The sequence below is a fragment of the Methylomonas sp. EFPC1 genome, assembly GCF_016925515.1.
GTDB lineage: Bacteria > Pseudomonadota > Gammaproteobacteria > Methylococcales > Methylomonadaceae > Methylomonas > Methylomonas defluvii.
Map to the genome: position 1 here is coordinate 2,764,511 of NZ_CP070494.1, position 24,196 is coordinate 2,788,706.

The following is a 24,196-nucleotide window of genomic DNA, read 5'->3' on the forward strand; positions in this document are numbered from 1 at the left end:
AAATAATGTTCTCGGAACATCTCTAAAATTCCCTCTTCGCCAAACAGGACTCAAACGACCCACTGTCACCCAAGGCCCCCACAAAGGCCCGGCTGCGCGTATTACCGGGAGATAACCGGCCTGCCGTCCATTGGCCCCAGCCTCCTTGCCGGGATAAACGCTCACCTGACAGCGTCGTCCTAACGCCCTGTTTGATAAAGAAGGAATTTCAGAGATGTCCACATTGGTTCAAATTCGCCTTGTCCCGGCCAATAGCCGGCTCAGCGAATCGCTTACCCGAAAGCGCCAAGCCTTCGGGTAAGCTGTTAAGCCCAACCTTAAGCAATCAATTCCTTGATCACTTTGCCGTACACCACGGTTGGACGTTCCGAACGGCCTTGATACTTGTAAATCAGCTTCAAGTGATCCAGACCCAACTGGTTCAACACGGTAGCATGCAAGTCGTAGGTATCCACTTCGGTACCTTTGATAGCTTGTACGCCCAGCTCGTCGGTGCCGCCATGGGTGTAACCGGCTTTGACGCCGCCGCCCGCCATCCATTGGGTATAGCCCCAAGGATTGTGGTCGCGACCGTCGCCGGATTCGCTCCATGGGGTGCGGCCGAACTCGGAGGTCCACACCACCAGGGTGTCATCCAGCAAACCTTTGGCTTTCAAATCTTTCAACAAACCGGCGATTGGTTTGTCGATAATTTTTGAATGCTTGCTGTGGTTGTCTTCGATGTTTTGGTGCGCGTCCCAATCGCGGCTGTCGCCTTTGATGTCGGTCGGGCCGGATACGACTTGCACGAAACGCACGCCGCGTTCGGTCAAGCGTCTGGCACGCAACAACAACTCGCCGTAGGGGCGGGTGATTTCGTCGTTCAAGCCATACAGCGCTTTGGTTGCATCGGATTCCTTACTAAAGTCAACCGCTTCCGGTGCGGTTTCCTGCATGCGGTAAGCCAGCTCGTAAGATTCGGTGCGGGCTTGCAGTTCGCTATCGGTGGGATAGTTGGATGCATGTTGTTGATTAATCTGCTTCAACAAGTCCAGCGCATGGCGTTTTTCCGCGTTAGCCAGATATTCCGGGTTGTTCAAATGCAGAATCGGCGAATTGCCGGGACGGAACGGCGTACCTTGATAAACCGCGGGTAAAAAGCCGGATTCCCAGTTGGTCACACCGCCGCGTGGTTCCCGTTTGTCGTTATACAACACCACGTAAGCAGGCAGATTGGGGTTCGCCGAACCGAGAGCATATTGCACCCAAGCGCCCAGTGTTGGCCGGCCGGGGTTCAAGCCGCCGGTGTTCAACTTCATGATGGAAATATCGTGGGTTGCACCAACGGTCACGCTGGATTTAATAAACGCCAAGTCGTCGGCATGTTCCGCCAGATTGGGCAGCCAATCGGAAAACCAAGCACCGCTTTGACCGTGCTGTTTCCAGTCACGTTTGGTGGCTATCAATTTGGTGATACCGCCTTGAGTACTGGTTTTGATGCCTTGCAAAAACGACGCTGGAATACCGGTACCGGCTTGTTTGACCAGCTGCGGCTTGTAATCGTACAAGTCCAGCGTACTGGGGGCACCGGACATGTGCAGCCAGATGACGGTTTTGGCTTTAGGCGCAAAATGCGGCGCTTTCGGCGCTAAAGGATTGGCGCCGGCCAAGGCTTGCAGGGCAGGATCGTCCGCCAGGGCAGTGGCAATGACGCCACCACCGGGCAGGAAACCGCTGACAGCCAAGCCGCCCAAGCCATAGCCGGTTTTTATTAAAAAATCGCGACGTGATTTGTTGTTCATTATCTAAACCTCTTGAATAGTATTTTGTGTCGGCAACTGCTTCGGGTCGGGTAAGGCGCCCGCCGATTTGGCAGACGCCCACTTAAACCGAGTCGTATGTATCGTTAAAACCGGTAGATGAACTCGTTGGAGTTGGCTACCACGTGGACCAAATCCACGAATGCAGCGGCTCTAACAGGGTCACCCAGCGGCTTGTCCTTAACGCCGGCCGGTACGTTCACTTCAAACTTGCCATCCGCCGCCTTAGCGCGAATGATGGCTTCCTGTTCATTCAAGAAGGCCTGCAACGACTCTTTCTCATCATCCTTCGGTTGCCGCGCAAACAAGATTTGATACAGTCTGCTGATGCGATCTTCTTCATCTTCACCGGCTTCATTGATCACCCGGCCAGCCAAGGATTTAGACCAGTCGAATATCAGCTCGCTGTTGTACAGAGTCAGGGCTTGCAACGGCGTAGTGGTGACCTCGCGTTTGCTGTGCGCTTCCTGCGGCGACGCCATGTTGAAAGAGTCCAGGATCGGATACGGGATACTGCGCCGGGTAAAGATGTACAAACTGCGGCGGTTCTGATCGTGAACATCCTTGGAGGTTTTCCAAGCTGGATCGCCTTGGAAGTTGCCGCTGGCGGTGTTGATCGCTTTGGGCAACGGCGGGTACACGCTAGGTCCACCTACTTTCTCTTCCAACTTGCCAGCCGCAGCTAACAAGGAATCCCTGACCTGCTCCGCTTCCAAACGTTGGCGCGGAAACACTGCCAGCAACTGGTTTTCGCCGTCGGCTTTGGCAACATCTTCGCGGTAATCCGACGATTGGCGATAAACGCTGGACAACAGAATCTCACGGTGCAGTTTTTTCACGCTCCAGCCGTCGTTGACGAATTTGGAGGCCAGGTAATCCAGCAACTCGGGATGCGTCGGTTTTTGACCGGCTTTACCGAAATCGCTGACGGTGGTGACGATGCCTTTACCGAAATATTGGTCCCAAATCCGGTTGGTAAATACCCGAGCGGTCAGAGGATTGGTCGGGCTGGTAATCCATTTCGCCAGCGCTGACCGGCGGCCGGAGGAAAACGGCAACGGTTTGATGTCTGGTTTTTCGTCGGTAATCGCTTCCGGAAACGCGGGTTGCACTTCTTCCAATGGCTTTTCGTGATCGCCCACCGCAAATACATAGCTAGGCGGCGCATCCGGATGACCCAGTTCGGTCATCGCCGAAATGGTGTTGGAGGATGTGGTGGGTTTCAGATCGTTGAATTTTTTAAGTTCTTTATCCAGTTTTTCCAACTCAGCCCATTGCTCGGCGATTTTTGGATCGCGAGTTTTGGCATCGGTACTTTCACCTTTTTCCCGGAAATACGATTCCAAGCTACCTTCGTCGGTCACATTGGCCAAACGGTGGTTTACCCAACGGTCGCGAGCGTTCCATTGCTCCTTGGGTTTGAAGATCGCTTCCCGCGAGTCAGTCAAATAACGTTCCTTGTGATATTTAAGCGCCTCTTCCCTATGCGTATCGATAATGGCTTTTTTCTTGGCGCGAATCTCTTTAGTCGCCTCTTCCCATTTGGCGTACTGTTGTTCGTAGGCTTTTTCCACCTCGCCTTTCTTCGCGGGGATGTTGTCTACCGGCGCGATGTTGGCAAAGAACGACTGCAGTGAGAAATAATCTTTCTGGCTGATCTTGTCGAATTTGTGGTTATGGCAACGCGCGCACTCCACGGTTTGACCCAGCACCACCTTACCCACGGTATCGGTAATGTCCGTGGTGATTTGGTATTTGCGTTGTACCAAGTCGCGGGAGTTGCTGTTGTCCGGGAATTGCGCCATGAAGCCGGTGGCCACCAAGGCTTGTTCGTCGCCCGGCCACAATTCGTCGCCGGCCAATTGCTCCTGAATAAATTTACTGTACGGTTTGTCCTGATTAAATGAATTGATCACGTAATCGCGGTAACGCCACATGTTCAAGCGGTCGTTATCGTTTTGAAAACCGGTACTATCGGCATAACGCGCCAAATCCAGCCATTTACGGCCTTGGCGCTCGCCGTATTTCGGCGAAGCCAACAAACGGTCCGCCAATTTTTCGTAAGCATCAGGCGATTTATCGTTAACAAACGCATCGACTTCTTCCGGGGTGGGAATGACACCCCACACATCCAGCGTAGCCCGGCGGATGAACGACGCGCGGTCGGTATCCTGTGAAGGCTTGATGCCTTTGGCTTCCAAAGGTGCCAGCACAAAAGCGTCGATAGGGGTTCTGACCCAATCTTTCTGCTGCACGTCAGGCACGGCAGGCGCTTTGACCGGTTGATATGACCAGAGTTTGGATTTCGGTTGTCCAGCGGGCGCGGCGGCTTCAGTCGCCGGCTTTTCCTCTGCTGCCTGGGCTGCATCGGAAAGCGCCAGCGCCAGTCCCCAGACCACCGCGCAATATAGTTTTATTTTCATTGAATTCCTCCAAAATGACAGCTTGATGGAACGAAGCCGGGGCTTAACCCAACCTCATTCGGAAATTAACCTTTATGCTTATGGCCTTTGCTGTGCTCTTGCTCTTTGGCATGCTCTTCGGGCTTAGGCGCAGGCGGGACGATTTTGGTAATCTTGCCGCCCTCTTCTTCGTAGTTTTGCGAACCTATCGCGCCAACCACTTTGAAACCCTTTTCACTCAGCAAATCACCGGATTTACCGGCCCGGCCGGCGTGATTGGACACGGTGACGATGGAGCGCTCCTTAGGGATAAACGGCAAAGCCTTATCCAGTTCATCGATTTGTACATTCAAATAGACGGGAAAGGTACCGATCTTGCTGATTTCATCGGGACGGCGCACATCGATAAACAATACTTGCTCAGGCTTGGCGAGTAAGGCATCGATTTCCGCGCGATTCAATTTTGGGGTTTTATAGGTATAAGGCCGTGCGGCCGGCGCCTCGGTTTTTTTGCCTGCATCCGCGTCGGCGGCAAACGCTACCGGAGCGGCCAAGATCAGAGCTAATAAAGCAGCAGTGGTCGTGTTTTTCATCAATATTTCTTCCTGTTATTAATTTTGCTAACTGCACGGTTTAGCGCGCGTAAATAAGGTTCCTCATTAGGTAAAAAGCAACTAGCATGCCACTCAAAAAACACCTGCCACCAAAAACGATAATTAGCTTGTTAATCATTGATTTAAAACGGTATATTTATTCAACACCCCATTCAATAACACTTGATAAATCCATAAATATCCAAGTAAAGCCCAAGCAACTGGTGGAAATTCAGCAGGGGCGCAACATGCGCTGTTGCTGGGCTAGCACCACACCAACCGTTGATTAACCCGGCCCGATTTATCCCTGATGCCCCGTTCGGGCTGAGTTCGTCGAAGCCTGAGGTGCTTGGCCATTCGACAGTTCCCTCAAAGGCATAAAGGCGAGCGGTACTGAGGGCGGTGTTGATAAAGTGGTTTTGGTATGTAGAAATGAGGCATACAGATAGGCCGAGCAGGCACTTTGTAACTTCCCGATCTGCGAAACTTGGATCCCGGCAAAAAACACCGGACAAAAAAAACGGGCAAAGGATAAATCCTTGCCCGTTAGAGGTTATCACCACGAGAGCTTGATGAATGATTGCGGTAGCCTTTAAATTCGCCAGCGCGACGATGGTTTAAGAGTCCGGTTAATTCAGATGCACCAACAACACCATGTTATTTCGGCCGACTGCTAATACCGGCAGTCAGCAACGGAATTTTATAGGCCGCGCCGCGACCGACTACATATAACGTTTTCTTATCGATACCGGCGAATGCCAGGTTTTGCGGCTTTTTGGGTAGCGGAATCACGCCCAGAATCTCACCTTTAGCGCTGATGATTTCTACGCCGGCGTTGGAGGCAACATACAATCTGCCTTCATCGTCCAATGCAATGCCATCGGCGCCGCTGGACCAAGTACCGTCTTCACCTTTTTTCCAGCCATCCAGTTTGGCAAAGTTGCGGCGATTCTGAATCGAGCCATCCGCGGCAATGTCGTAAGCCAGAATATGCTCGCCTTGCGTATTGGCGACGTACAAGACCTTTTCGTCCTTGCTCAATTGAATACCGTTGGGACGCTCGATGTCGGTTGCCAGTTGCTTCAAATCACCGCCCGGTGATATATAAAACACACCAGGATGCGATGGCGGCGGATTGGGATTTTCCTTGCTAGGCCGGGTGCCGCTATCGGTAAAGTAAATACCGCCATTGCTAGCGCGGACTAAATCGTTGGGACGCTGAAATGCCGTGCCTTGATAATTTTCGGCCAAGGTATTTTTCTTGTTGGCGGGATAAACCACACCGACTTTGGTTTTTAGGGTTTGTACCGCGACGATGTCGCCATCGGGCGTTAACGCCAGGCCGTTGGCGCCGTTGGAGTTTTCCAGAAACGTCGAGACTTTATCGTCCGTGCCGATCCGTATGATTTTGTTGGCTTGGGTTTCGGTGAACAATAAACTGCCGTCACTATAACCAATAGGCCCCTCGGTCCCGTTAAAGCCGTCTTTGATTAACTCGGCTACCACACCACCGGCAGCGACGCCGGGAATTGCCGGGGTAACCGGGTCGTCGGCGCTGGCCGCCGCCGCATAAATCAACGCGCTAAATCCCAGTAAATAGAAGTGTTTAGATAACATCAGTATTTCCTTTGCAAATGTTTCGATCAATCAGGTTGCCGAGCGGCGCTCTAACCGCCCGGCGACTATTCAAATTAGAACTTGGCTCTAAAGTGCACCCCGTAGTAACGCGCATCGCCGAATGACGCGCTAACCGCGCCGGTACCGGAAAAGTTACTGGCATTGGTAAAGTAGATGGTGTCGAAAATGTTTCTGCCGACCAAATCCAGGTTGTACTTACCATTTTTGGTACCCACACCAATCCCACCATCGGTGACGTGATAGGCGTCCTGCTTGCCATAGCGCGATAAACTGGCGTTATAGTTAGCTGCGGATTTAAAGCTGTCGATCAAATAAGCATGCCACTGCAAACCGTAGTCGTTACCGTAACCAAAGGTTAAAGGCGCCCGGTAATCTACCCCGTAGTTGGCAGTAAACGCCGGCGCGTTCGGGATGGTTTTGCCGGTTTGATCGCAATATCCGCTGTTATTCGCTTCCGGTGGGCAAGGCGCGTTGGCAAAGTCGGTGTAAATGGCTTTGTTATACGAGCCGTTCAGGAACACATTCAAACCTTGGGTAATATCCCAATTGGTTTCCAATTCGATACCGCGTAATTGAATACCGCCGATATTGCCCAGTTGCGTCAAGAATTGACCGGCCCGCAATGGGTCAGCCGCCACCAGCTGCGATTGATAACTTTGAATATCGGTTTGGTACAAGTTGACGTTGAATACCAGCTTGCGATCCAGCAAAGTGCTCTTGAAACCAAATTCGTAGTCCATCACGTCTTCCGGTTTGACGTTTTCCGTAGCCCCAGTGTTAAAGTTGAACTGCGCCGCCCCGGATTTTTGACCGCCGGCCACTGAACCGTAGACCATCAAATCTTTATTCACTTTGTAACTGGGGTTAATCAACCAGTTTTGCGAATTCTGATCGAAACCTTGCCGCGGTGCGTCCCATTCCGGCCCCAATCGATTGCTGCGGATAGCCTTGGCCGCTGCAATCTGCGCGGCATTAGAGCCTAAGGAAGCACCCAAAGCATCTAAATCCACCCCGCCCAAATTACGGCTATAACCGGTGTTTTCCCGACGTTCAAAGGTATTGCGCAAGCCTAAGGTCAAGGTCGCATCATCGGTGACATGCCAGTTAATCTGACCGTAGCCGGCATAGCTATCGGTGGCAGGCACCACGTTTTGCGTCAACATGGTATCGCGCATGGACGCCGCCAATAATTGCCGGGACGCCGGAGTGGCGTTCAACAGGCTGTACTGGCTATTGCTGGCATGAAAGGCGCCGGCATCGACCCCGAAAAGGCGCTGATTAAAGGTATTGGCGATAGCACGCATCGCAAATACGCCGAATTGGTAATCGATGGGTCCAGGGTCTTTAGACGCCAGTCTCAACTCCTGAGACCATTGCTCGTTTTTAACCGTCCAACCGGAGATGCGCTCAACGTCAGCAGTGCTGGACTCGCCATCATGATTGGGTTCAAACAGCGCATCCCGGTAAGCGGAAATCGAGGTCAACCGATGTCCTGCCACATCCCAGTTAATTTCCGCCGATACCCCGGAACCGTCGCCGCGCGATTGGCGCCTTTCGTTGTTCGCCATCGCTCTGGGATCACCAATCACGGTCACCGGTTGGCCATTGGTTCGCAGGGTATTGAACCAATCCCTGGCTAACCGGCTGCTGAAGGTAGTGGTTCGCAGGGTGCCATCGTCAAAGCGCGTAGGATCGGCGATGAGGGGTTGCACGCTCATGGTTTGAGTCGAGGCAGTTTTATCGACAATCACCCGCGCGCTCAAATCTTCGCTCGGCGTAAACAAAAATTGCAAACGGCCGCCTAGGGCGTTGGTTTCGCCTAAATCACCCTCGCTACGATGCACATCAAAGTTCTTCACAAAACCGTCGCGCTTATCGATAAAACCCGAAGCCCGGTAGGCTAATAAGCCGGGCAAGATGGTGCCTGTGGCGCCGAATTTGCCTTGCAGGGTATCCCTATCCCCGGCAAAGCCATCCACGTAATAACTGTTCTTGAATGAAGGCGCTTTAGTGGTAATGTTCAGCAAACCCAGGTTGCTGTTTTTACCTTGCAGCGTACCTTGCGGACCGCGCAACACTTCCACCTGATCCAAATCGGCAAAGTTGGCCCACGCTGCCCCCGCCCATGCCCGCCAGACGTTATCCACCATCACGCCAACACTGGGCTCCATGGATTCGTTACCGCTGTTTTTGCCCAAACCCCGCAAAGCGATACTGGTTTGCCGGGCATTCGCCGAGGTCACACCCAGGTTAGGCGCACGCCGGGAAAAATCTTGTACCGACACCACGTTATCCCGCTCCAGCGTTTCCCGATTGATTACCGCCACCGGAATCGGTACTTCCTGCAACTTCTCTTCCTTACGCCGAGACGTTACGACCACTTCCGACAGGTTTTGCGGCTCGTCAGCCTTCTCTTCCGGCTCCGGCTCCGCAGCGGCTACGACATTGTCCGGCTCCTGGCCGGTTTGCGCAGCCGGATCGTTAACAGCAGGTGCCGGCGCGGCCGCCACGCCTCTTTTAAGTAAATCCTGCTCACGCCGTTTTGAGGCTTCCAATTCCCGGCTCAAGCGTTCAACCTGCGCTTGTAAATCGTTCACTTTGGTATCGGCAACCGCTTTATTGCCGGCCTTTTTCGCGCTTTTTTTCACCGGCGCCGTTTGGGCGGTCGCATCGCTAGCAATCAGCATTGAACCACCCGCTATAGCCATTGCCACACATACCGACAAACCGCGCCGATTGCTAATGTGCAGCGGCACTTTCACCGATTCAATGCTGTCTGCCGACAGACTCCCAATTAAATTTTCCTTCACGATCTCACCTATGCGAATGTTACAAAAACCAATTCGAGCCAACGCCAAGACGGCGTCCACCATTCGAACTTTCTGTAACGCTCTACGCAACGACCATGCCACAGGATGATAAACATCCGCCTAGCCATCCATTAATGAGATTTAAACAATTGAATTTAATAACTAACTTTAAGACCCAATTAATCTATCTTGCTAACATCATGAGAACGCCGCCAGCTGAAAAACTGTTGAAAGGTCATCAGCCTTTGCTGACTAACTGCCCGCCAATCAACAGTTTCATTTCCAGGTTACGAGCTGGAGTCAAGCGCGTTTTTTTGTCAACCTACCATCTTAAATTTTCCCGCTTAGCTGAATACCGAACCAACGCGGATAAGGATCCGGCCCGTAGGAGTTCCAGCCAATTTCGTGGTTTCTATCGTTGAAGATGTTTTTACCGATCAGGCTCAAGTCCCAGTGCTTGTCGCGGGTACCGATACCGATCGCCGCGTCCGTTCTGGCTCTATCCCCTACCCAACCGTAGGCCGATAAGGTATCGCTATTATTGAACTCGGTTTGGTAGTTGGTATTAAAGCTGGTGTGCGCGATGTATTTGCTCTCGAAAATCGGCTTGGAATATTCGGCACCGACGTTAAAGTTCCATTTGGATGCTCCCGGTAGATACTGGCCGGTCATATCGACGTAATCCCCGGTCAGATAACCCAGCTCATCGGGTTTAGGTGCATTTTTGTAATCCAGATATTCGGCAACGTTATAGGCGCCGTTGAAACGGATCGACAAATCGGGAATGGTGTTGATCACGCTGTCCAACTCCACGCCGTGCACCCGCACCCGACCGACGTTGCCTTGCGTCGTGGCGTAGGCTGTCAGGCCGGAACCACCGGGCGCCAGGTTGACTTCGGTTTGGAATTGGTCCACCACCTGAACCGCTTGCTGGTAGTTCTTAATATCCATGACAAACGCATCGACATTAAGCACCACCGACTTATCCAGCCAAAAGGATTTAAAACCGAGCTCTAGGGCATGAGTTTCTTCCGGTTTGACGGTGAACGGCAGACCGTTGACCGGCGCAATCGATCCCGATTTCTCGCCGTATTGCCAGGACAAATACGTCGTCAGGTCTTCATTGATTTTGTAGCTGGGCGTCAATTGCGCGGTATACAACACATCCCGGTAGTTATCCTCGACGGTTTGATTCAAACGGCCGATTTGCGAAGCACGCAAAGTTTTGGCATTGGCGACCATGGTTTTTTGCGCGGCGGTCAACGCCGAATAGCTGGAGCCGCCAAAGTATCGAGCCGCTAAGGAGTCGGCCAGCGCGGTTTGCTCGGCGCTGTTCACCACAGCGTCGCCGACCACAACAGCGGTTTGCGCAGCGTTGAGTTTTCCGTAATTGCTTGTCGATCCGTAGAAGGTGTTGGTCACTGTTTTATTGGACCCATCGGGATTTTTGTCGATCACCCCGTCGCCATCCTGATCGACGGTAAACGACTGCGCGGTATCGGAGTTAAAGCCTCCAGTCGCCACGTCCCTTACCGTTACAGGGTTAAACGCCCCTCCAACACCGTTTCGGCCAATAATCTTAAAGTTACGCGACTTACGGTCTTCATGCGTGGCGCGTACCCCGGCGGTGAGGGTGAATTTATCGGTAAAGTGCAAATCCGACTCGCCGTATAGGGCACCGGATTGGGTGCGGATCTCGGTAGATTCGAAGGTGCGGGCATCCTGCAACAGGTCTTTCAATATAGCTTCGCCGGCGCCGCGATTGGTGCCGGCGTTTCGATATAAAGCATTGTACTGGCCGTTGGTGGCGAACCAGGCCCCGGCGTCGGCGCCCCAGCCGGCTTTCGAGTCCACATTATCCTTGGTCCATAAACCGATCACGCCGGCCTTGTAGTCCAAAAAGCCGCCCGGTTTGTTGACGATTTTAAATTCCTGCGTCCATTGATTGTATTTAACCCCGCCGCCGCCATCGACGCTGATGTCAAACGGCGTACCTTCGTCGTTGTGCGCATCAAAGCGATATTCGCGCACCCCGGTTCTGGAGCTCAACACATGATTGCCGACTTCCCAGTCGATTAATGCCGCCGCGCCCTGGTTATTGACGGTTTGGCCTTTGTTTTGATCGAACCAGACGGTACCGCGTTGTTCGCCGCCGATATAATCGTTATAGGTAAACCCTCTGTTGGCAAAATACTGACCGGCCGCCGCTCTTGAGCCGACGGCGCTGATCGCCCCCGGACTGGTGGTATCGTTCATTGCGAATTGGTTACTGTGACTAAAATAGCCATTGAGTTTGGAGTAGGCGGATGTGCCGTTTCTATCCGTGAGACTGCCGTCAGCGAATCTAAAAGGTTGATCATGATAGAAGGTCAAACCGTTTTGTACCTGTGGCTGCTTCGGCTCAAAGTCGGCGATAAAGCGTGCCGTTAAGTTTGAGGTTGGGGTAAACAGCAACTGCGCGCGGCCGCTCAAGCGATCGCGGTTATATAGTGTGTAGTTTCTGTCGTATTCGTTTTCGTAAAAACCGCGCGCCTTATCGACAATAAACGAACCGCGCCAGGCCAGAAAATTATCGATCACCGTCCCACCTAAAGCACCTTGCAATATCAACGATTCGCGCTGTCCATAAGCGGCAGATAACTCCGCTGTCGGCGCAAAAGTAGGCATTTTAGAGGTGACGTTGACCTTACCGGAACTTGCGGATAAACCGCCTTCCGTACCGCGTGGCCCGCGCGTAACCTCCACCGCTTCCACGTCGTAAAAACTGAAGTTAGCCAACTGCGTCAAGGCATACGGTACCCCGTCCACCGTTACACCGACGCTGGGGTCCTGCGTTTCCGTGAAACTTCTTTTCCCCAAACCGCGCACCGATAGCGAGGCGCCGCGCGTGTTGTTTTGATTGAATTGCACGTTGGACGCGCGGCGGGTGATGTCGCCCAAGTCCCTGGACAGTTCCCGGTTTAATTCGGTACCGGATACCACCGATACCGATTGCGCGACTTCGTGTAATTTCGCCAATTTGGGTTTGGCCTTCACAACCACTTCGCCCAAATCCGCTTTTTGATCGTCATCGTTCTGGGCTAACTCGGTTGCCGGCGCTTCGTTCGGTGCGGCAGCGGTTTCCGCACTTGGTGCGCCTGCATTAGCGGTTCCGGCTGGCGCGGTGCCCGTTGCGCCTTTTTTGATAAACTCCAATTCACGTTGTTTGGCTGCGGCTAGCTGCTGACGCAACGCCTGATTTTCCGCTTCCAAATCGCTGACCGCTTTGCTGTTGACGGTTTTGGTTTTGCTGTTTTTTTTCGGTGCGGCTTCCACATCGAATGCAGACGCCATGGACACACCGGCGATAGCCATTGCCACGCAGGTCGATAACCTACGTCGCGAACTGATTATTTGAGGAACCCCATCCTGTCGAGTAGCGCTTATTGAAAAAGCACTTGTTAATTTATCGCTCACTATGCCACCTAAACGAATGTTAAAAAAATCGATAAAAACTAACGTTAATACTGTGCCGTCTAAAACCATATCCGGCTTTAACATCGATTTTGCAATAGGCATGCCAGCAATATTAAATGCGCATTGAAGGGAAATAATCCCCGAAAATATATTTATAAAATACTGTTTTATATGAACAATTAAATTAATTACTCGTGATCGACCGGAAAAATTAACAGCCAATTCACGCGCTGTTTTTATCAAACACTGCTGAAACTCAAACAACTACTGCTGACAACATGAACGGCCTTTGCTGTTAGGCTGAACGGGCATTGCTGCTGATCTGAGTGACGTCTGCTGAATTGGAAATACTTTTTGCTGATGGCCTGCACTTGGCTCAACAAGTTTGGCCAAATCCATCGACCCCCTCTGCTGTTTACCCTAAGGCTTACTGGAAAAATACCGCGCGCGAGCACTGGCGTGCTAATGACAAAGCCTTTAAATACCGGCCCTTTTAGAGTTTGTGACTATTTGCGACCAGATTTTTGGTGACCAACACGGATAAAACAACATATTGGCTTGATCATTGCTTAACACCAAAAGCAATAGCAAACACCCATTTATAAAGGAATAAAAAATGACACAAATCAGACCCTCCGCAAGCGGGCAGGGACGCAAAAAATACCGGGCATCGCGTAAAAACCAGACTTGGCAACAAGCCACATTGATCGCCTTAGGCACGGCCCTCAGCGTCTCGGCATTATCGGGACCGAGCGTTTTTCCCACTGGCACCACGCGCTACGATCCCAGCAAAGCCTACAACTCATTTGTTTTGTTCAGCGGCGGCGACAACATCGCGCATTTGATCGATTTAAACGGAAACTCCGTGCACGAATGGCCGGATGCCGCCAGCCACAGCACCTTAATCAATCCAGCCGTCAACGGCGGCAAACTGGGACATGTGTTTGTGACGCAGGAAACCACCGAAGGCAAAGGCACAGACCTGGTACCCGGCCAAGTTAGCAAGAAAATCACCAAAACCATTGCCGAGCTGGATTGGGATGGCAAAACCGTCTGGCGTTTTGGCGACAAAGCCCCCGGCGGCGCGGCGCAACAACATCATGACTGGGCCAGATTGCCCAACGGCAATACGGTGGTGTTGGCTAACCTGGTGCACCCAGTTAAGGGTTTTAAACAAGCGCAGGTTTTGGACGATGTGATTTATGAAGTCAATCCGGCAGGCGAAGTGGTCTGGAAATGGATTGCCTCGGAACATCTTAATGAATTTGGCTTTACGCCGTCCGAACTTAAATTGGTCCGCAACGCCGAGATCGCTGACTATTTGCATGTGAACAATCTGAAAGTAGTCGGCCCGAACCGCTGGTACGCAGCCGGCGATCAGCGCTTCCATCCGGATAATTTGTTGATCGACGCGCGCAACGCCAATTTCATCATCATTATTGATAGAAAGACCGGCAAAGTAGTCTGGAACCTGGGGCCGCACTACCCAGCCGCGTCCATTGAAGAACAACAAGCCCGCAAGGTGCCGCGCCCGGTCGATCAAATCAGTGCCCAGCACGATGCACATATCATCCCGGAAGGCTTACCCGGCGCCGGGAACTTATTAGTGTTCGACAATCAAGGCATCGCCGGTTATCCGCCAGCTCCCGTGCCGCGTACCGGTGGTTCGCGCGTATTGGAGATAGATCCGATCAAGAAAGAAATTGTCTGGCAATACACGGGCGAGAGTTCCGGCGGCCCCAGTTGGTCGTTTCGTAGCACCCATATCAGCGCTGCCCGCCGCTTGCCTAACGGGAATACTTTTATAGACGAGGGTCAGAGCGGACGCTTATTTCAAGTCACGGCCGACGGCGACATAGTCTGGGAATATGTTAATCCGTATTTTCGTACCGGTAAGGATGCTTTGACCGGCCGGGCCACCGCCAATAACTCGGTATATCGCGGCCAACCGGTACCATACGATTGGGTACCGGCCGGCACACCGCATAGTGAGAATCCGGTCAGTGCGCCTGATTTGAGTAAATTTCGGCTACCGCTAGCCAGTAACAAACCCTAAAACAACTTGGTAAAAACCCAGGCACGCGGTATGCAATTTTAAAACCATGGGTTTCGGGGTATCCGGTCGTGATGTTTGGTAGACGGGTTACTACCATTAAGTTTGACGGAACGGACACTCCACAACCGGATACCCCGAAACCCATGGCACGAACACCCTATAATTTGGAGACTAAGATGTTAGGTAAACCTATTCGACCAACGTTATCGCTACCGATCTTGACGGTCGCGCTATGCTGCGCGTATAGCTCGGCGGCAGCTTTGGAACTCGACCCCAAAGCCATCAACATCAAACTGCCCGAGCAGATTAATTGGGTGGCAAACCCCAGCGGCTCGGAGAGCGCGGTATTGGTAGGCAATCCCAGCAAGCCCGGCCTGTATGTGGTGCTGAACAAGTGGAAGGCCCATCACAATAGCAAGCCGCATTCGCACCCGAACGACCGTTTCATAACCGTGATTTCAGGGACTTGGTGGGTAGGCACCGGCACGGATTATGATCCGGCGCATTTACAAGCAGTGCCGGCGGGCAGCTTCGTCACCCACTACGGCAACGAAATCCATTATGACGGTGCCAAAGACGAAGATACGATTCTGCAGATTGTCGGCATTGGCCCGGCTACGTCTACCCCGGCCCCTGCAAAATAGCAGACAGCTCGCCATCGGCGAGCTGTCTAAGATTACTCTTCGCTTTCTTCGTAGGCGACGGCCAATTTTCTCTGACCATTGGCCAGCATGCCATACAGCCCCAGCTTGTGCCGCAGCACATTGCGGCTTATATCCAGCAAGCGCGCGGTTTGCACCTGGTTTTCTTCGCAAAACTCGAACGCCGTACGAATCACGGTTTCTTCGATAATATCGAACAACTTAGGCGGCGCTTGTTCGCACAAACGTAGTAGCGAACTTTCCAGCGAAGAGGTGGAAACCACAGGCCCGCTCTGCGAGACCCGTACCCCGGATAACTTAAAGTCCTCCGGACGCAAGCGATTGCCGGGGCAGACCAACAATGCTCTATGCACGGCATTTTCCAACTCACGAATGTTGCCGGGCCAATCGTAATTTAATAAGGCCAACTCGGTGGATGGCGACAATTTAATTTCTCCGTAGCCCAGGCGGTCGCCGTAGACCTTCAGAAAGTGCCTGGCCAAAGGCAAAATGTCGCCCGGACGTTCCCGCAACGGCGCCAGGTGAATCGCCGCCACGTTAAAACGGTAATACAGGTCGGCGCGAAAATGCGACGCCGCCACGGCTTCCTCCAAATTCACATTGGTCGCGGCGATGACTCGGACATCCACCGGCGACGGAGTACGCGAGCCCACCTTGACTACCTCCCGCTCCTGCAATACCCGCAATAATTTCGCTTGCAAGCCCAGCGGTAAATCGCCGACTTCATCCAGAAACAAACTGCCTTTATTGGCGGTTTCGAACCAGCCTTCTTTTGTGTTCAAGGCGCCGGTGAAAGCGCCTTTTTCGTGGCCGAACAATTCGCTTTCGATCAGGTTTTCACTGAGTGCCGCGCAATTTAAAGCACCGAACGGTCCTTTGGCGCGCTTACTAAGTGCATGTACATGCCTAGCGACCAATTCCTTGCCGGTGCCGGTCTCGCCGATGATCAATACCGTCGCATCGCTGGGCGCGATCCGCTCGATGTGCTCCAACAGTTTTCGTGAAACCGGATCCTCGAACACCATCGCCGTCGCTCGCACCGTATGCGACAGCTGTCGTAATTGCAATTCGTCAAATGCCAATAATGTCATACGGTTTCCCCTTTACTGCGAGCAACGATGCCGTCACTCAAAAATTGTTCCATGAAAACTCTTTTCCTGAGATGTCGAAAATAGTGATTCGTCAGCGGCATCACAAGTTAACTGCCGACACGCCAACGCCAAACAAAAATCAGCCTTACCGTGCCCAAAGTCAGCCCACAATCCGGTGCCTTCGCTGAGCACAGGCCAAAAAAAAGCCAGCAGTCCTTTGGGGACAAACTGGCTTCCGGCGGTCCGGTCAGCAGAAGTGGATGTTATGGAGACAAAATGCTCGGAAAATAACGGCGAGATACCAGGCTCTAAGCATGGTTCATGCCACTTCGTGTTTTCAGCACATAATAAAGGATTACAGGTTTTTGCGAAACCCAAATGTTGCCTCAGCAACATTATCTGTTGGTTTTGTGTTGATATTTCAGCACATTTTCATACATCTGAATTTAACTGGCGGGACATTGCGTTTTTTCGCGCTAATCAAATAACTCGGGCATTTTCAACAAGCCCGGTCAACCGAAATCGCTTCTTAAACATGCCATCTACGTTTCGGACTGTTCGTATAACAGCACCATTTACTGACACCATGCTGGTAAATCAGCATTTTTTGGGATAGTTGCCGTTGAACCGTATGCTTCCATAGACGGTAACGTGAACGAGTACTGTTGATATGCCTGGAACACAACGGTACTTTAGCTTATTCGAGTACTCACTCGGCAGATTGGCCCTTATCTTGCTGAAGACCGCCATGAGAAGGCTAAGTCAATATCATTAAGCGACTTAATCTAACATCCGCAACTTTCAACTTTGGAGCAAAACATGGGCTTAAGCATTCCCCACCTATTAGTAGTTTTAGCGATCGTGGTCCTGGTATTCGGCACCAAGCGCCTGAAAAATGTCGGCGCCGATCTGGGCGATGCGATCAAGGGATTTCGTACAGCGGTAAAGGAAAGTGAAGAAGCCGAAGAGGCCAAGGCGATCACCCAACTCTATCAGGAAGAATTATCCGGCGAGTTGATAGGCAAAGCTGACCGCACCAAGGCTTGATACGCCGGGTTGCTGTTCTCAGGCTAATGTCGCTTAGACCCGCGCCCTGCTGCCAAAGCAGCAGCTTTTGATCGCCGCCTGTTTGCATACCAACAGCTTGGAACATTTGCCGGCAAAAATTATGCTGTTGATTCGCACCTAAGCTCAAGCGCATGCAGGACACTATGCTTGTAAAAACCGATGGAGATTGCTTGGTATAGCACTTGCTTAAGACAAACACTAAATTGCCATTGCCGGATAAACGCTAGTTTTAAAACCGGCCAGACCTCGCTAACCAATCGGATCTCCCGAGAAATCCATGTGGATCGTTAATATTGCTTTACGTCGCCCCTATACCTTTATCGTGGCGGCGCTGTTGATTCTATTGTCTACACCGTATGTGTTACGGAAAATGCCCACCGATATTTTCCCAACCATCGATATTCCGGTGGTAGCGATGCTTTGGCAATACAACGGCATGACCGCCAAGGAAATAGCCGACCGCTTAACCACCACTGTCGAGCGCTCCATGGCCTTGATCGACGGCATTGAACACAGTGAGTCTTTGTCTTATAGCGGTGCGGCCGTCGTTAAAGTATTTTTCCATCCAGGCACCGACATCCGTACTGCCATCGCCCAGGTGATGTCCAGCAGCAATTCGGTTTACCGCTCGCTGCCGACCAATGTCGCACCGCCGCAAGTCATTCAATATTCGGCCGCCGACCTGCCGTTGGTGCAGTTGGGCATTTCCAGTAGCGTCGTCCCAGAAACCGATGTCAACGATCTGGTGAATAATATCGCCAGAACCGCGTTGCAATCCAAACCCGGCGTCGCGATGACTAATCCGTTCGGCGCGAAAAGCCGGCAAATTACGCTGGATGTCGACGCCCCGGCCCTGTTGGCGCGCGGCCTGTCGCCCGCCGATTTAAACGATACGCTGGCCGCGCAAAATCTGATCCTGCCCACCGGCACGGTAAAAATCGGCAGTAACGAATACGATGTCAGCCTGAATGGCGCGGTGGCGGCAATACCGCGTCTCGCCGACCTGCCGGTCCGCACTGTAAACGGTGTGACGACGCTGGTGCGCGACGTCGCCACGGTGCGCGACGGCGCGGCACCGGTTACGACCATTGCCCGGCAAAACGGCGAACGCGGCATCCTGACCTCAATTTTTAAGGTGGGTCGTACCTCGACGCTGGAAGTGGTTGAACACGTCCGGCAAACCATTCCGAAAATGCTCGACCTGATGCCGGATGGCATCAATATGCGCTTGATGTTCGACCAGTCACTGTTCGTGAAGGCCGCCATCGGCAATGTGTTGCACGAGGCACTGATTGCCGCCGGCCTCACTGCGGCGATGATCCTGCTGTTTCTGGGTAACTGGCGCACCACCTGTATTATTGCAGTGTCGATACCGCTGTCGATTATGTGTTCCTTGATTGCCCTATATCTAGTCGGCGAAACCATCAATCTGATGACGATGGGCGGCCTAGCCTTGGCGGTGGGGATTTTGGTGGACGATGCCACGGTGGAAATCGAAAATATCGAGCGGCAAATGCTGCTGGGCAAGAATCCGCATCAAGCCATCCTGGATGGCGCGGCGGAAATCGCGATGCCGGCGTTCGTGTCTACCTTATGCATCTGCATCGTGTTTGTGCCGATGTTTTTCCTGTCCGGCGTGGCCCGTAGCCTGTTTGTGCCGATGGCGGAAGCGGTGGTGTTCGCGATGTTGGCCTCTTATGTGTTATCGCGGACCTTGGTGCCGACGCTGGTGATGTATGTCATGTCCGGCCATCATGGGCATACCGATGCGCCACCAACCAACGCACTGGCGCGCGGCTTTCAACGCCTGCATCACGCCTTCGAGCGCGGCTTCGAACAGTTTCGCGGCCACTATCTGATCCTGGCCAGCCATTTGCTGAAACACCGCTTGCGTTACAGCTCGGCGATTTTAGGCTTTTGCTTGGCATCCCTGGGTCTGGTGCCGCTGCTCGGAGAAGATTTGTTTCCGGCGGTGGATGCCGGGCAGATTCGCTTGCACGTCCGTGCCCCGTCCGGCACACGCATCGAGGAAATGCCGCAACAGATCGACGCGGTGGAAAAAGTCATTCGCGGCATCATTCCCGCCGAAGAAATCGCCGATCTACTGGACATCATCGGCGGCCCCTACAGCACGCGTAACACCTTGTTCGGCAATTCCGGCACCGTGGAAACCGCCGACACCGAAATCATGATTTCGCTGCGACCCGGCGACCATGCCCCCAGCGCCGACTATATCAAACGCCTGCGCGCGGAACTGCCCGGACGCTTTCCCAACCTGGAATTCTTCTTCCAACCCGCCGATCAGGTCAGCCAGACTTTGAATTTCGGCGTGCCCGCCCCTATCGACATCCAGTTCATCGGCGGTAAACCCGACGAAGTGATGCCGCAGGTCATCGCCTTGCAAAATCGCTTGCGGCAAGTTCCCGGCATCGTCGATGCGCATATTTACCAGCGCATGAATCGGCCGGCGCTGGATTTGGAAATGAATCGCCAACAATTGCAGCAACTGGGCTTATCGGCCCGCGATCTGGCGCAAAATCTGTTACTGACCCTGAGCGGCAGCATGCAGACCGCGCCGTCGTTCTGGCTGAATCCGGCCAACGGCAACTCGGTCAATATCGGCGTGATGGGTAATCCGCTGGATTTGGACAATCTGGATGCATTGCTGCGCACGCCGGTAGGCGGCGGTAACGGCCAGCCGCAATTGCTGGGCAATTTAGTCAAACTGAAACGCACCGTGTTACCGGTCGCGGTAACGCACTACAACGCCAATATTGTGTTCGATATTTACGCCAGCGTCGAAGGCCGCGATTTGGGTTCGGTGAGCCGGGAAATCGAAACGCTGGTTGCCGACAGCCGCAGCCAACTGCCGCGCGGCGTCGAATTGAGCGTGCGCGGCCAAATCGAAACCCTGAAAAGCTCGTTCACCGGCTTGGGCGCCGGCTTGGCCGTGGCTATCGTCATGCTGTATCTGCTGCTGGTAGTCAATTTTCAATCCTGGCTGGACCCGCTGATTATCGTTAGCGCCCTGCCCGCCGCCTTAGCCGGCATCGCCTGGACACTGTTTCTGACCGGCACCACGCTAAGCATCCCGGCCCTGACCGGCAGCATCATGGCCATGGGCGTAGTCACAGCCAACAGTATTTTATTGGTGTCGTTTGCCCGCACCCGGCTGGCCGATGGCGTGCCACCGGTGACGGCCGCTTTGGAAGCTGCGGCCACCCGGCTCCGACCAGTGCTGATGACCGCCTTCGCGATGATCGTCGGCATGTTACCGATGGCAATTGGCTGGGGCGAAGGCGCCGAACAAAATGCGCCGCTGGGCCGCGCGGTGATAGGTGGCCTGGCCTTTGCCACCGTGTCCACTTTACTGTTCGTGCCGCTGGTATTTGCCGGCACTCATCGCTGGCTGGCGCACCGACTTTCGCATCGTACAAGCTTTGTAACTCCCTAAAATCTTATGAATAGCATCCCTTCCTCTACCTTTGCGCGACCGTCCACCGACCATTCGCACCGCACCCTGCTGGTAGTAAAACGGCTGGGTGTGGGGCTATTGTTACTGCTCCTGCTAGCCGGCGCCTGGCGCCTGACGCAAAACCTACAGCAAGCGGAGAGCTTGCAGGCACAAACCGCGGCTAGCCAACAGCGCAGCGTCATCGCGGCACATTCCAGACCCGGCGAGGCAACCCGCAAATTGATATTGCCTGCCAGTTTGCGCGGCAACACCGAAACCCAACTCTATGCGCGCAGCAACGGCTACTTAAGTGCCTGGCATAAAACCATAGGCGATCAGGTTAAGAAAGGCGATCTATTGGCGATGATCGACGTACCCGAGCTTGAACAGGAACTGGCCCAATCCAGGGCGGCGCTGGCCCAAGTGAAAGCCCGGCTGGAACTGACTCGCACCACCTTGCAACGCTGGACGCAATTGAACGGCACCGATAGCGGCACGCAACAGGAGTTCGACGAAAAACGCAGCGCTTTCTTACAAGCCGAAGCCGATTTCACCGCTGCGCAAGCCAACGTTAAACGCCTGGAAAATATCGAAGGCTATCGGCGCATCGTCGCACCCTTTTCCGGGGTGATTACCCGTCGGGCGGTCGATGTCGGCAGCTTGATCGTGGCCGGCAGTCAGGAGTTATTTGCCTTGACCCAAACCGACCCGTTGCGGTTGACGGTTTGGGTACCGCAAGTCTACGCGGACGACATCAAGGCCGGCCAGGAAGTCTCGGTCAGAGTACTGGATTCGCAAGGCAAACCGGTTAGCGCCCATGTGGATCATGTCGCCGGGGCATTAGACCCGGTCAACCGCTCTCGACAGGTGGATATTACCCTGCCCAACAAGGACGGTAAGTTACTGCCCGGCTCCTACGTAGAAATCTCCATCAACGTCGCCGGCAAATCCAGCCCCTTGGTGGTGCCGGCTAATGTATTGGTGATCGATCAAGCTGGTCCGCATGTGGTAGTGGTCGATGCGGAACATCGCGTGGCGTTTCGCCCGGTAAAATTGGGCCGCGACTTCGGCCGCGAACTGGAAATATTGGAAGGCATCTCCGCCAGCGATACCTTGGTCGCCAGCCCCTCGGATCTATTGGTGGAAGGCGAAAACGTGAGCGTGGTGGAAGCTCAAGCAAAGCCGGCGGAGAAACCCAAGGATAAAACCGCCGGCAAATCTTGAAACATTTCAGTAAAAATGTAGCATGGCGGGCCATCCGCTTACGATACCCAAACGGCGTGTGGCACTGGTCTCATGCCGGCTTGCCGGTCCGCCGGGTGATTTATTTTTGTCTACCCCCTCTCAGTAAAAAGTTTTTTGGGTAAACAGCCATCATCGCTACGAACCGGAGTTTAGAGCTGAGGTTGGCAGTTGCATCGGTACAAATGCCACGCCTTTCTCCTCAATCTTTGGCCCCAGCGGCTGAAAGCCCAGCCGAACGTAAAACGGCACAGAGGGCAGCGAAGCATTCACCGTGAAGGTCTCCGACGGGCTTGCGGCCGACGATAAGGTGATGGCGCGCAACGCCAACGCCTTGCCGATGCCTTGGTATTGGCAGGCAGGCGCAACAAACAGATGAAACAGATGCCGGGCATCGCGGACGGCAACGACGCCGGCAAGCTTACCGTTTAGCCAACCCACGAGATAAAGAAAATTGGCATCGTTGATATAACTGCTAATCGCTTGAGGGCTGATGCTCGAATAAAACAACTCGGCCCCTTCGCCAGCCGGGGAAATCGTACAACAGTTGGCAACGCTGCAAATCAGTTGGCTGACGCATTCGGCATCGGTCGCTACGGCGGGACGGATGATCAACGGCGAGTTTGTCGTCATGGCTCGGTAGCGGCAATGTCCGGCAAATTCTGGTAAACCAGCTCAACGGTCTGGTTTTCGGTTAAGGCTTTGACGACAGCCGGCAAAGGTTCCGCCAAGATGCCGGGCAAATCCTGCTCCAAGGGATTCATGATCGGAAAGGCCAATTTCTCCAGCGGCGGGCAAAAGCCAGCCTCCACGCCGGGCTTGTTGCCGCGCGCATCAACCCGGTACCAACCGTGTTGCGGCAGGTAAACTGCGTTCAAACCGTGCAGGCAGAAAGGCGGCTGGTCGCCGTCTATCGTCAATCGCTGGTAACACAGTCCAGCCGGAATACCGTTGGCCCGCAGCAGCGCGGCCAACAAATGGCTTTTGGCATAGCAGTAGCCGGTACCGTGGATTAACACTTTGGAGGCTTTACAGGTCACCGGGTTCAGCCGGTAGTCCCAGCTATGCTTGATTTGGTCGCGGACAAATTCGAAACAGCGCTTGGTGACGACTTCCTCATCGGCGCAGCCGTCCGCCAGCTTTGCGGCTTGGGCGACGATGGCCGGATGTTGGCTATCGATATAAAGACTGCTGCTGAGGTAAGGCCTCATGTCCGGCAAGCGCTTCACCGCGCGTTGGATTTTGATTAACACGCCGGTCAGTAATGAAACGATTTCCGGCGCGGCCAACAGTTCCGCTTCGCTGATATTGGTACTCGGCAACGCCAAGGTGATCGAGGCAGCTTCTATCAGCGTCGCTGACATGGTGACCAAGGTTTCCCGGAGCGCGGCATCGGCGTGGTGGGCGCGCGGCGCGGCGTTCAATACCGCCACCGGTTTTTCAGCAAAGCCCTCAAATGCCACCAACCAATCCAGCGCATTTTTGACGGTGCCGGTAACACCGTGAGCATATTCCGGGCTGGCGATCAGCAAGGCATCCGCCGAGGCCACTTCGTTGCGTAATTGCAGGGCAACGGCCGGCGGCGCGTGTTCCAAATCCGGATTGTATAAAAGCAAGTCGCCAAGCCCGGAAAACAAATAGACTTCGATAGAGGAAGGCGCCAAATGCCTCACAGTGCGCAGCACGGCGGAATTGATGGACACAGCCCGCAAGCTGCCGGATAAAGCCAGTATTTTCATGGCAAAGCTAAGTGTGGAATGTCAGGGAAAAGTAATGGCAACCAATAATAGACCGCTTGGCACGGCTTGATAATGACGTTGATTTTCGCATGCCATAAAGGGGACTGGGCAATTTCTAAAAATCATCGACCTGCTTGGATTACTTGCAAGCTTAGCCAAATCCAAACCGTCATAAAGCAAAACCCA

At 53.5% G+C, this 24,196-nt stretch carries 15 protein-coding genes; 5 read left to right on the forward strand and 10 right to left on the reverse strand.

The annotated features are described in order from the left end of the window. Positions 1 to 317 precede the first annotated feature (317 nt). The 6 genes from JWZ98_RS12825 to JWZ98_RS12850 all read right to left on the reverse strand — a co-directional run bounded on the left by JWZ98_RS12825 (position 318) and on the right by JWZ98_RS12850 (position 12,596). Positions 318 to 1,781: a DUF1501 domain-containing protein gene (locus JWZ98_RS12825; protein ID WP_205450332.1), complete on the reverse strand. Its 1,464-nt coding sequence runs from the start codon at positions 1,779 to 1,781 to the stop codon at positions 318 to 320. 104 nt (positions 1,782 to 1,885) lie between these two features. Continuing rightward, positions 1,886 to 4,222: a DUF1549 and DUF1553 domain-containing protein gene (locus tag JWZ98_RS12830; protein ID WP_205450333.1), complete on the reverse strand. Its 2,337-nt coding sequence runs from the start codon at positions 4,220 to 4,222 to the stop codon at positions 1,886 to 1,888. A 65-nt stretch (positions 4,223 to 4,287) separates the two neighbouring features. Next, on the reverse strand, positions 4,288 to 4,794 hold the full coding sequence (locus tag JWZ98_RS12835; protein ID WP_205450334.1) for a rhodanese-like domain-containing protein: 507 nt from the start codon (positions 4,792 to 4,794) through the stop codon (positions 4,288 to 4,290). Positions 4,795 to 5,451: 657 nt separating this feature from the next. Continuing rightward, a complete protein-coding gene (locus JWZ98_RS12840; RefSeq protein ID WP_205450335.1) occupies positions 5,452 to 6,411 on the reverse strand; it encodes an SMP-30/gluconolactonase/LRE family protein in 960 nt (319 codons plus the stop codon). Between the two features lie 74 nt (positions 6,412 to 6,485). Further along, positions 6,486 to 9,242, reverse strand: coding sequence for a TonB-dependent receptor (locus JWZ98_RS12845; protein WP_240347981.1), 2,757 nt, complete (start codon positions 9,240 to 9,242; stop codon positions 6,486 to 6,488). A 330-nt stretch (positions 9,243 to 9,572) separates the two neighbouring features. Further along, positions 9,573 to 12,596 carry a TonB-dependent receptor gene (locus tag JWZ98_RS12850; protein WP_205454448.1) on the reverse strand — a complete coding sequence of 1,008 codons (3,024 nt, stop codon included), beginning with the start codon at positions 12,594 to 12,596 and terminating at the stop codon, positions 9,573 to 9,575. 718 nt (positions 12,597 to 13,314) lie between these two features. Between JWZ98_RS12850 and JWZ98_RS12855 the strand changes: the two genes are divergently transcribed. Both JWZ98_RS12855 and JWZ98_RS12860 read left to right on the forward strand, forming a co-directional pair. Then, positions 13,315 to 14,754: an aryl-sulfate sulfotransferase gene (locus JWZ98_RS12855; protein WP_205450336.1), complete on the forward strand. Its 1,440-nt coding sequence runs from the start codon at positions 13,315 to 13,317 to the stop codon at positions 14,752 to 14,754. Positions 14,755 to 14,930: 176 nt separating this feature from the next. Continuing rightward, positions 14,931 to 15,398, forward strand: coding sequence for a cupin domain-containing protein (locus JWZ98_RS12860; RefSeq protein WP_205450337.1), 468 nt, complete (start codon positions 14,931 to 14,933; stop codon positions 15,396 to 15,398). Positions 15,399 to 15,430: 32 nt separating this feature from the next. Here the strand turns inward: JWZ98_RS12860 and JWZ98_RS12865 are convergent, their stop codons facing one another. After that, positions 15,431 to 16,507, reverse strand: a complete 1,077-nt coding sequence (locus JWZ98_RS12865; RefSeq protein ID WP_192395718.1) for a sigma-54 dependent transcriptional regulator — start codon at positions 16,505 to 16,507, stop codon at positions 15,431 to 15,433. 33 nt (positions 16,508 to 16,540) lie between these two features. Next, positions 16,541 to 16,903, reverse strand: coding sequence for a hypothetical protein (locus tag JWZ98_RS12870; protein ID WP_205450338.1), 363 nt, complete (start codon positions 16,901 to 16,903; stop codon positions 16,541 to 16,543). Positions 16,904 to 17,326: 423 nt separating this feature from the next. Here JWZ98_RS12870 and tatA point away from each other — a divergent pair, with 423 nt between their 5' ends. From tatA to JWZ98_RS12885, 3 genes are all read left to right on the forward strand, one after another. Next, positions 17,327 to 17,554, forward strand: coding sequence for a twin-arginine translocase TatA/TatE family subunit (gene tatA, locus JWZ98_RS12875; protein WP_205450339.1), 228 nt, complete (start codon positions 17,327 to 17,329; stop codon positions 17,552 to 17,554). Positions 17,555 to 17,852: 298 nt separating this feature from the next. After that, complete coding sequence (locus JWZ98_RS12880; protein WP_205450340.1) at positions 17,853 to 21,029, forward strand: efflux RND transporter permease subunit; 3,177 nt, start codon at positions 17,853 to 17,855, stop codon at positions 21,027 to 21,029. A gap of 6 nt (positions 21,030 to 21,035) precedes the next feature. Then, entirely contained in the window at positions 21,036 to 22,253 is a 1,218-nt protein-coding gene (locus JWZ98_RS12885; protein ID WP_205450341.1) for an efflux RND transporter periplasmic adaptor subunit, read from the forward strand. A gap of 156 nt (positions 22,254 to 22,409) precedes the next feature. Here the strand turns inward: JWZ98_RS12885 and JWZ98_RS12890 are convergent, their stop codons facing one another. Next, positions 22,410 to 22,904, reverse strand: coding sequence for a GNAT family N-acetyltransferase (locus JWZ98_RS12890; RefSeq protein ID WP_205450342.1), 495 nt, complete (start codon positions 22,902 to 22,904; stop codon positions 22,410 to 22,412). Next, positions 22,901 to 24,010, reverse strand: a complete 1,110-nt coding sequence (locus JWZ98_RS12895; protein WP_205450343.1) for an NAD(P)H-dependent oxidoreductase — start codon at positions 24,008 to 24,010, stop codon at positions 22,901 to 22,903. Before JWZ98_RS12895 ends, JWZ98_RS12890 begins: the two co-directional genes overlap by 4 nt. Positions 24,011 to 24,196: the final 186 nt, after the last annotated feature.

What these genes read in the sequence shown, in the direction of transcription:
- JWZ98_RS12825 (WP_205450332.1), bottom strand. Translation starts at nt 1,781, where the DNA reads ATGAACAACAAATCACGTCGCGATTTTTTAATAAAAACCGGCTATGGC.
- JWZ98_RS12830 (WP_205450333.1), bottom strand. Translation starts at nt 4,222, where the DNA reads ATGAAAATAAAACTATATTGCGCGGTGGTCTGGGGACTGGCGCTGGCG.
- JWZ98_RS12835 (WP_205450334.1), bottom strand. Translation starts at nt 4,794, where the DNA reads ATGAAAAACACGACCACTGCTGCTTTATTAGCTCTGATCTTGGCCGCT.
- JWZ98_RS12840 (WP_205450335.1), bottom strand. Translation starts at nt 6,411, where the DNA reads ATGTTATCTAAACACTTCTATTTACTGGGATTTAGCGCGTTGATTTAT.
- JWZ98_RS12850 (WP_205454448.1), bottom strand. Translation starts at nt 12,596, where the DNA reads ATGGCTATCGCCGGTGTGTCCATGGCGTCTGCATTCGATGTGGAAGCC.
- JWZ98_RS12855 (WP_205450336.1), top strand. Translation starts at nt 13,315, where the DNA reads ATGACACAAATCAGACCCTCCGCAAGCGGGCAGGGACGCAAAAAATAC.
- JWZ98_RS12860 (WP_205450337.1), top strand. Translation starts at nt 14,931, where the DNA reads ATGTTAGGTAAACCTATTCGACCAACGTTATCGCTACCGATCTTGACG.
- JWZ98_RS12865 (WP_192395718.1), bottom strand. Translation starts at nt 16,507, where the DNA reads ATGACATTATTGGCATTTGACGAATTGCAATTACGACAGCTGTCGCAT.
- JWZ98_RS12870 (WP_205450338.1), bottom strand. Translation starts at nt 16,903, where the DNA reads ATGTTGCTGAGGCAACATTTGGGTTTCGCAAAAACCTGTAATCCTTTA.
- tatA (WP_205450339.1), top strand. Translation starts at nt 17,327, where the DNA reads ATGGGCTTAAGCATTCCCCACCTATTAGTAGTTTTAGCGATCGTGGTC.
- JWZ98_RS12880 (WP_205450340.1), top strand. Translation starts at nt 17,853, where the DNA reads ATGTGGATCGTTAATATTGCTTTACGTCGCCCCTATACCTTTATCGTG.
- JWZ98_RS12885 (WP_205450341.1), top strand. Translation starts at nt 21,036, where the DNA reads ATGAATAGCATCCCTTCCTCTACCTTTGCGCGACCGTCCACCGACCAT.
- JWZ98_RS12890 (WP_205450342.1), bottom strand. Translation starts at nt 22,904, where the DNA reads ATGACGACAAACTCGCCGTTGATCATCCGTCCCGCCGTAGCGACCGAT.
- JWZ98_RS12895 (WP_205450343.1), bottom strand. Translation starts at nt 24,010, where the DNA reads ATGAAAATACTGGCTTTATCCGGCAGCTTGCGGGCTGTGTCCATCAAT.